Source organism: Streptomyces sp. NPDC054847 (assembly GCF_053610925.1).
Genome location: NZ_JBSGZJ010000027.1, coordinates 26,600 through 35,106, shown reverse-complemented (window position 1 = coordinate 35,106; position 8,507 = coordinate 26,600). Strand labels below are relative to the sequence as shown.

The 8,507-nt window shown below is 71.6% G+C and carries 8 protein-coding genes; 3 read left to right on the top strand and 5 right to left on the bottom strand.

Annotation, left to right across the window (positions count from 1 at the left end):
- Positions 1-63: 63 nt before the first annotated feature.
- On the bottom strand, positions 64-639 hold the full coding sequence (locus ACWGH4_RS05695) for a TerD family protein (protein WP_441266752.1): 576 nt from the start codon (positions 637-639) through the stop codon (positions 64-66).
- A 195-nt stretch (positions 640-834) separates the two neighbouring features.
- On the opposite strand from ACWGH4_RS05695, the gene arfB reads away from it, so the two are divergent.
- Complete coding sequence (arfB, locus tag ACWGH4_RS05690) at positions 835-1,269, top strand: alternative ribosome rescue aminoacyl-tRNA hydrolase ArfB (protein ID WP_307707111.1); 435 nt, start codon at positions 835-837, stop codon at positions 1,267-1,269.
- A 43-nt stretch (positions 1,270-1,312) separates the two neighbouring features.
- Here the strand turns inward: arfB and ACWGH4_RS05685 are convergent, their stop codons facing one another.
- Complete coding sequence (locus ACWGH4_RS05685; RefSeq protein WP_453456003.1) at positions 1,313-1,813, bottom strand: flavin reductase family protein; 501 nt, start codon at positions 1,811-1,813, stop codon at positions 1,313-1,315.
- 384 nt (positions 1,814-2,197) lie between these two features.
- Here ACWGH4_RS05685 and cdgB point away from each other — a divergent pair, with 384 nt between their 5' ends.
- Both cdgB and ACWGH4_RS05675 read left to right on the top strand, forming a co-directional pair.
- On the top strand, positions 2,198-3,835 hold the full coding sequence (cdgB, locus tag ACWGH4_RS05680) for a diguanylate cyclase CdgB (protein ID WP_441266750.1): 1,638 nt from the start codon (positions 2,198-2,200) through the stop codon (positions 3,833-3,835).
- A gap of 163 nt (positions 3,836-3,998) precedes the next feature.
- Positions 3,999-4,961, top strand: a complete 963-nt coding sequence (locus tag ACWGH4_RS05675) for a carbohydrate-binding protein (protein WP_453455998.1) — start codon at positions 3,999-4,001, stop codon at positions 4,959-4,961.
- A gap of 92 nt (positions 4,962-5,053) precedes the next feature.
- Here ACWGH4_RS05675 and ACWGH4_RS05670 read toward each other — a convergent pair whose 3' ends face one another.
- From ACWGH4_RS05670 to ACWGH4_RS05660, 3 genes are all read right to left on the bottom strand, one after another.
- Positions 5,054-5,989: a 1-phosphofructokinase family hexose kinase gene (locus tag ACWGH4_RS05670; RefSeq protein WP_453455995.1), complete on the bottom strand. Its 936-nt coding sequence runs from the start codon at positions 5,987-5,989 to the stop codon at positions 5,054-5,056.
- A 117-nt stretch (positions 5,990-6,106) separates the two neighbouring features.
- Positions 6,107-7,309: an N-acetylglucosamine-6-phosphate deacetylase gene (gene nagA / locus ACWGH4_RS05665; RefSeq protein ID WP_453455992.1), complete on the bottom strand. Its 1,203-nt coding sequence runs from the start codon at positions 7,307-7,309 to the stop codon at positions 6,107-6,109.
- Positions 7,309-8,241: an ROK family protein gene (locus ACWGH4_RS05660; protein WP_453455987.1), complete on the bottom strand. Its 933-nt coding sequence runs from the start codon at positions 8,239-8,241 to the stop codon at positions 7,309-7,311. The genes nagA and ACWGH4_RS05660 overlap by 1 nt, the downstream gene beginning before the upstream one ends.
- Between the last annotated feature and the right edge of the window lie 266 nt (positions 8,242-8,507).

The window sequence follows — 8,507 nt, the reverse complement described above, 5'->3', positions numbered from 1 at the left end:
GGGCCCTGTCGTACGACCGTGTCAGGACGTCAGGCGGTAGGCCGACGCCCAAGTGACGTCAGGTCAGAGGTTGACGCCGAAGTCGCGGGCGATGCCCTCGAGGCCGGAGGCGTAACCCTGGCCGACCGCGCGGAACTTCCACTCGGCGCCGTTGCGGTAGAGCTCGCCGAAGACCATGGCGGTCTCGACGGCGGCGTCCTCGCTGAGGTCGTAGCGGGCGATCTCGGTGCCACCGGCCTGGTTGATGATGCGGATGTAGGCGTTGCGCACCTGGCCGAAGTTCTGGCTGCGGGAGACGGCGTCGTAGATCGAGACGGGGAAGACGATCTTGTCGACGTCGGCCGGCAGGCCCGCGAGGTTGACGTTGATCTGCTCGTCGTCGCCGCCGCCCTCGCCGGTGCGGTTGTCGCCGGTGTGGACGATGGTCTGGTCCGGCGTCGCCTTGTTGTTGAAGAAGACGAAGTGGGCGTCGGAGGCGACCTTGCCCGCGCTGTTCACACCGATCGCGGACGCGTCGAGGTCGAAGTCCGTGCCGGTGGTGGTGCGGACGTCCCAGCCGAGGCCGACCGTGACGGCGGTGAGGCCCGGGGCCTCCTTGGTGAGCGAGACGTTGCCGCCCTTGGACAGGCTTACTGCCATTGGGAAGTCCCCTTCAATTCGGATCTGCGGGCTACGGGTCCTCCCGAAGCTACCGTCACAGGTCATAACGCGGGCAGGGGACTGTCAGGTTCCATCCCCCGGGGCCCGGTTCCACGCACCGCGAGCGGGCCGGACGCGGACGCGGATACGGTCGGGGAGAAAAGAGGGTGACGGGCGTGTCCGGGGCGCGGGACCATGGATGACATGTCCGGGCCCTACATCATCCGCGGTTCCGTCTCCCTGCCGGAGGCCGAGCTCATGTGGCGTTTCTCGAGGTCCTCGGGGCCCGGTGGCCAGCACGTCAACACCAGCGACTCGCAGGTGGAGCTCCGCTTCGATCTCGCGAGGACGGAGGCGCTGCCGCCGGTCTGGAAGGACCGCGCGCTGGAGCGGCTCGCGAGCCGGATGGTGGGCGGTGTGATCGCCGTACGCGCCTCGGAGCACCGCTCTCAGTGGCGGAACCGTGAAACCGCGGCGGTACGGCTGGCGTCCCTGCTCGCCGAGGCGACCGCCCCGCCGCCGAGGCCCCGCCGGGCGACGAAGATCCCGCGTGGCATCAACGAGCGCAGGCTGCGGGAGAAGAAGCAGCGCGCGGAGACCAAGCGGGGCCGCTCCGGCCGCGACTGGTAGCGCGCCGCGCACCACCTCGACCGGCGCGCGCACCTCGGCGCGTTCAGCCCAGGTGCCGGTACCGCCCCCGGAAGTACGTCAGGGGCCCGGCGACCACGTCGGAGAGGCCCACCTTCAGGACATGACCGATCACCAGTGTGTGATCGCCGGCCTCCACCCGCTGCTCCGTGCGGCATTCGAGGGTCGCCAGCGCGCCCTTCACCAGAGGCGCCCCGCAGATCTCGCCGCGTTCATGCGGCAGGTCGTCGAAGAGCAGGCGGTCGCTGAGCCGGCCCTTCATGGCGAACCGGCCGGCGATCTGCCGCTGGCCCTCGGTGAGGACCGAGACGCCCCACAGCGGCTGTTCCGCGAGCAGGTCGTCCATGCGTGAGCCGTTGCGCAGGCTGACGAGCACCAGTGGCGGGTCCAGGGAGACGGACATGAAGGCCGTCGCCGTCATGCCGGCGTCCTCGCCGCGCGGCCCGTGGTCGGCGTCGTGCGCGGTGACCAGCACCACGCCGGCGGCCAGACGGGACATGGCGGCACGGAATTCCTCATTGCTCACCCCCTCAGGATGGGGGATGGCGGAAGTGGCGGGAGCGGGGGTCGTCTGCAACACACAAGGAACGCTAGTGTCGGCCGTTCCGCCGCCGCATCGGGCTCCGGGACCAGCCGGGTCCTAGGACCGCGGGCCGACCACCATGAGTAACCATGGGTACGCCCCGATGGTTTTGCATTCAATAATTGACTTCAAGAAAGCTACGGTGTGTCCGGCCGGTCAGCATCTGACCCTTCATCACCTGATGTGACTTGAGTCACAGAGCCCAGTATTTGTTGACCCTGTGTACCGGGTGAGCTGCTCGCTGTGATTCAGTGGCCGGGATACCGCTACAAGTACGCCAATCAGACGCCCTGGAGTTTGCTGTCGAGGTCTCGGGGAGAGCGAGCGATGGAGACCGAGTCGGAGCCCTATGTCCGTCTTGCGACCCTGCGGCAGCTGCACCGGGTCGTCGCGGACCTCAACACGGCCCGCAGCCTGGCCGACACCCTGCAGACCGTCGCCGACGGAATCGTCGCCGGACTGGGCTACGAACTGGCCTGCGTCAACCTGGTGCGCCCCGACGGTGACCTCGTCGTCGCCGCCTTCGCAGGCAGCGCCGCCGCCGAGGCCCTGATCACCGGCCGGGTCGGCTCGCGTACTTCCTGGGACCGCCGCCTGTCCATGGGCGAAGCCTGGGGCGACCTGCGCTTCATCCCGCACACCGAGGGCTGGGTCCTCATAGAGGACGACGTGCCCCAGTGGCACACCGACGGCCCAGAGCCCCGCTTCGACGACGAATGGCACCCGCAGGACCGGCTCTACGCCCCGATGTACGCGTCCGGTGGCGGGCGCGAACTGCTCGGCGTGATCTCAGTGGACCGCCCGCGCAACGGCCGCCGTCCCGGCCCCTGGGGTCAGGAGGCGTTGCAGATGTACGCCTCCCAGGCCGCGATCGCCATCAGCAACGCACGACTTCGAGCCAATATGCAGCGCGCCCTGGTCCGCCTCGAGCGCGAGCAGCAGGCACTGCGCGCGAGCGAGGAATCCTTCCGTCAGGCGTTCGAGTACGCGCCCAGCGGCATGGCCATCGCCGAGATGGGCGGCGACCAGCACGGCCGCCTGCTGCGCACCAACGACGCCCTGTGCCGGCTGCTGGGCCGCCCCGCCTCCGCGATGCGCCGCTACTCCTTCGCCGACCTCGTCCACCCCGAGGACGTCGGCACCCTGCTGCGCACCTCCGCAGAGGGCGGACGCGCGGAGATCAGGCTGGGCCGCAGGGACGGCAGCTATGTATGGGTGTCGCTGCGGAACTCGGTCGTCGCCGACACCGCGGACGGGCCCCGCTTCCTCCTCACGCACGTCGAGGACATAGAGGACCGCAAGCGCCACGAGCTCCAGCTCGCCCACCGCGCCTCGCACGACGCGCTCACCGGCCTGCCCAACAGCGCGGAGCTGCGCGCCCGGCTCAGTTCGCGCCTGTGCGAGCGGCCGCACGCGACGTACGCGACGGACATCGAGGCGCTCGACGCCGCGTACGAGACCGACCGCGGCTTCCGGAGCGACGGCTTCGACTTCGACACGGTCGGTGGGCGGCCCTACGACCACCACATCCACACCGTCGCGCCCGACAGCGAGATCGACGACGGCGCCAAGGGGCTCGCGGTCCTCTTCTGCGACCTGGACGGCTTCAAGTCGATCAACGACCGCTTCGGGCACCAGACCGGTGACGCCGTTCTCGTCGAGGTCGCGCGCCGGCTCACCACCGGGGTACGGGACGGTGACACGGTCGCCAGGCTCGGCGGTGACGAGTTCGTCGTCCTCGCCGACGGCCTCGGAGCGGCGGACGCCGCCGATCTCGCCGTACGCCTGCGGAACGCGATCATCCTGCCCATCCGGGTGGGCGGCCGCGGGGTGCGGGTGGGCGCCAGTTTCGGCATCGGCTGGGCGAGCTGCGGGATGTCCGTCGAAGAGGTCCTGCAATCCGCGGACCAGCGGATGTACATCGAGAAGCGGTCCCGTTCGAAGGTCCACCGCAGGGCCGGCTGATCACCCGTTGGGCCGGGTGACCTATCACACCCGGCCGCGACCGGCCTGGTGACCGGCCGCGGTCCCACCGGATGAGGCCCACGACACCCGATGGGGTGAGTGGAACCGGGTAGGCTCGCCTCGCGTCAGCGTTGTGCTGACGAGATGGTGAGGAGTGACTGGGATGACGGCCGGGAACAACGGCGCGAGCAAGCCCGAGGACGACGACCCGTTCGGCTACTTGTACGCCGACGGGCAGCAGGCAGGCGCCACGCCGCCGCGCCAGGGCGGCTACGGCTACCCCGGTCCGGCCGCGCAGCCCGGGGTCCCCCGCACCTCGTACAACCAGGTCCGGACGGTCGGCGAACGGCAGTACGGCCAGCAGGTCCCGCACCAGCAGGCGTACGGCCAGCAGCCGACGGCCGCGTACGCCGCACCAGAGACGTACCCCGGGGCTTCCGCCCAGACGCGTCAGGTCCCGGTCCAGCCCGGCGGCCACGGCCACGGCGGCGGACGCGGCGGCGGCCCCAACACCAAGGGTCTGCTGATCGGCGCGATCGCGGTCGTCGCGGTCGTGGTGATCGGCATCGCCGCGGCGCTGATCACCAGCAACGGCGACAAGGACGACACGGCCGGCAAGGGCGGCGGGGGCACCACCCCGTCCGCGGGCGAGACCGTCCAGGAGAAGCCGTCGCCGACCGAGAACGAGTCGGAGCCGCCCGTCGAGCTCCCCAAGCAGGACGCGGCGACGCTGACGCTGGGGCCGCCGGCGGCGCTCGCCAAGGATGTGCCCGGTGCGAAGGGCGCCGACGGCGCGTACGTGATGTTCAACGGCGTCGGCGGTTCCGCCGGCTGGTCGGTGGACGTCCCGGAGGCCGGCGCCTACACGATGTACATCACGTACAGCGTGCCCGGCAAGGACGCCAAGACCTCCCTGACGATCAACGGCGGACAGCCCCGCGAGCTCAACATGTCGAACTTCGCGAAGGCCGCGGAGGGCGACTGGGAGAAGGGCTGGACCAACACCTACGCCTTCGTGAACCTGGAGAAGGGCAAGAACGACCTCAAGATCTCCTGCGAGCAGGGGAACCAGTGCGAGGCCTATCTCGACCAGGTCTGGCTGGAGGCCGGCCAGAGCAAGAGCTGACCGCGGGCCCAGTCTCAGCCCGTACGCCCGTCACCGTCCCGGCCGCGCCCCGCGCGAGCCGGGACGAGTCGTTTGGTCCGGCTCCCGCGCCGTCACTTCCCGGGTGCGGACGGCGCGTGCTCGACGACGGTGACCCTCGGCAGCAGCCGCTCGTAGGCGGCCGCGTCGAACTCGCCCGCGGCGGGCGCCAGCACGGTCGCCGTGGAGAGGGCCACCGCCCGGGACAGCCGCTCCGGCCAGGAGAGCCCCGCGACCAGTCCGGAGAGCAGACCGGCGACCGCAGAGTCGCCCGCGCCCGTCGGATTGCCCTTCACCGGCTCCGGCGGGGCCGCCTGCCAAATGCCGTCCGGGGTGGCGGCGAGCAGACCGTCCGGGCCGAGCGAGGCGACCACGGTGTGCGCGCCGCGGCGGCGGGCGTCGCGGGTGGCGCGGAGCGGTTCCCGTGAGCCGGTGAGCTGCGCGAGCTCGTCGGCGTTGGGCTTGACGAGATCAGGCCGGGCGGCGATGCCGCGGCGCAGCGGTTCGCCGCTGGTGTCGAGGAGTACGGGCACCTCGGCGGCGCGCGCCCGGCGCACCAGCTCGGCGTACGCGCCGACATGGATGCCCGGCGGCAGGCTGCCGCACAGCGCGACCGCGTCGGCGTCGCGCAGGAGGGAGTCGTACGAGGAGAGGAAGGCGGCCCACTCCTCGGGCAGGACGGTGGGTCCCGGCTCGTTCAGCTGCGTGGTGTCGCCGTCGGCGCTGTCGGTGACGGCGATGGTGCGGCGGGTGGTGCCGGAGATCTCGACGAGCGCGTCGTGCGGTGCGAGCGGGGCGAGCATCCCGCGCAGCACGGCCCCGGTCGCTCCGCCCGCGAAGCCGGTGACGACGCTCTCGTGGCCGAGGGCCGCGAGCACGCGGGCGACGTTGAGACCCTTGCCGCCGGGACGCTCCACGACCTCGCCGACCCGGTGCGTGGTGTGCGGGGTGAGGGCGGCCACCTGGTAGGTGATGTCGAGGGCGGCGTTGAGCGTGACCGTAAGGATCACCCGTGGACACCCCCGAAGAACGCGTTTGCCGTGCTCGTACGGGTCCTGATCATGCCAAACGGAAGGCGGTTGGCCCAAGACCCGGTGTCCAACCGCCTGCCGCGAGGTGCCGCGCCGTCAGCCCACTTCGGGGCGGACGACCCATTCGCCGCGACGCATCACGCCCTTGAGGGCGAAGTCGGCGTCGAGGATCACCAGGTCCGCGTCCTTGCCGGGGTCGAGCGAACCGACCCTGTCGTACGCGCCGAGGAGCTTCGCCGGGTTGGCGGAGATCGCCGTGACGACGTCCTCCACCGGGATGCGGTCGACGGTGACGGCCCGCTTGAAGGCGGTGTCCAGCGTGAGTGTGGAGCCCGCGATCGAATGGCCCTCCACGAGCCGCGCGACACCGTCCTTGACCTCCACCTCGAGGGGGCCCAGCTGGTAGCGGCCGTCGCCGAAGCCCGCGGCGTCCATGGCGTCCGTGATGAACGCGACCCGGCCTGCGCCGGCGCTGCGGAAGGCCAGTTCGAGCGCGGCAGGATGGAGATGCGTGCCGTCGTTGATCAGCTCGACGGTGATCCGCTCGTCCTCGAGCAGCGCCGCGATCGGGCCGGGGGCCCGGTGGCCGAGCGCCGGCATAGCGTTGAACAGGTGGGTGGCGACGGTGGCGCCGGCGTCGATGGCCTCGCGGGTCTGCTCGTACGTCGCGTCGGTGTGGCCGATCGCGGCGATCACTCCGTGCTCGGCGAGCAGCCGTACGGAGTCGATGCCGCCGGGCAGTTCGGTGGCGAGGGTGACCATCTTCGCCGTTCCGCGCGCGGCGTCGATCAGCTTGCGGACCTCGGCCGGGTCGGGGTCGCGGAGCAGTTCCTCGCTGTGGGCGCCCTTGCGGCACGGGGAGATGAACGGCCCCTCGAAGTGGATGCCCGCGAGGTCGCCCTGCTCGACCAGTTCGGACAGGAAGCCGGCCCGGTGGGCGAGGAAGTCCATGTCGCCGGTGACGGTGGAGGCGACCAGTGTGGTGGTGCCGTGCCGCCGGTGCGTCATGACGCCGCGCAGGACGTCCTCCGCGGTGCCGGAGGTGAAGGAGGCTCCGCCCCCGCCGTGGTTGTGGATGTCGACGAAGCCGGGGACCACCCAGTGGCCGGAAAGGTCGTGGACGTGAGCCTCCGCGGCGGAGGCCTCCGTGACGATCTTCGTGCCCTCGACGACGACGCGTCCGTTGTCGACGGTCCCGGTCGGCAGCACCACCCGGGCACCGGCCAGGACTGTCCTCGGCGGATGGTGCGGGCTCCTGGCGTGGACCGTGCTCGTGGCGCGAGCGGCGCTGGCGGCCATCAGGCGGTTACCTCCGTGGCGAGTAGATCCCAGGCGAGCAGCCCTGCGCCCAGGCATCCGGCGGTGTCCCCGAGGGCCGCCGGGACGATCGTGGGCAGCTTCTGGAACGTCACGCGTTCCTCTACGGCCGCCCGAAGGGGTGAGAACAAGGTTTCCCCGGCCTCGGCGAGCCCGCCACCGATGATCAGCGTGCGGGGGTCCAGCAGGGTGAGCGCCGTGACGAGGCCGTCGGCGAGTGCGTCGACCGCCTCGTGCCACACCCTGGTCGCCGCCTTGTCGCCCGCCTCGACCGCCCTGGCGCAGTCGGCGGCGTCGGCGGTGGGGTCGCCGGCGGCGGCGGCCCAGGCCCGGGTGACCGCGGCGGCGGAGGCCAGCGTCTCCAGACAGCCGCGCTGCCCGCATCCGCAGGCGGGGCCGCCGGGCCGTACGACGATGTGGCCGATCTCGCCGGCGCAGCCGTGGGCGCCGGCCTCGATGGTGCCGTCGATGCCGATGGCACCCGCGATGCCGGTGCCGAGCGGTACGAACAGGAACCGGTCGGTGCCCCGGCCGGCGCCGATGCGGCCCTCCGCGAGGCCGCCGGTGCGGACGTCGTGGCCGAGCGCCACCGGAACGCCGTCGAGCCTGCGGCTCAGCAGTTCCCGCAGGGGTACGTCCCGCCAGCCGAGGTTGGCGGCGTAGACGGCGATGCCGTGCTCGGCGTCGACGATCCCGGGCACGGCGACGCCCGCGGCCTCCGCGGCCTGCCCCAGGTGCTTCTGGCCGTGGGCGCGGAGATCGGCGGCGAAGCCGAGGATCGACTCCACGACGGCGTCGGGCCCGCGCTCGCGCCCGGTGGGCCGCCGTGCCTCGTGCAGGAGCGTGCCGTCCGCCCCGACCAGGGCAGCCTTCATACCGGTGCCGCCCACATCGAGGGCGATGACGTGTCTCACGGGAACAGTCTGGCGCGTACAACGGGTAAAGGTCTAGTCCACTCGCCGAGATTGTTGCCACGCCATACAAACCGGGTGGGCCGGGCGCGGGGCCCGCCACGGGCGCCCCCCGCGCGCCGCGTACCCCGCGCGGGGCTGTGCGGGCGTTGTGAAAGTGAGACCGCAGTGGTGTAGACCTTGTACGCCGGATGGGGAAAGATCGCTCCCCATCTCACAGGACGTCGCGGGGGACCGACTGGGACAAACGGACAACACGTACTAGGTAG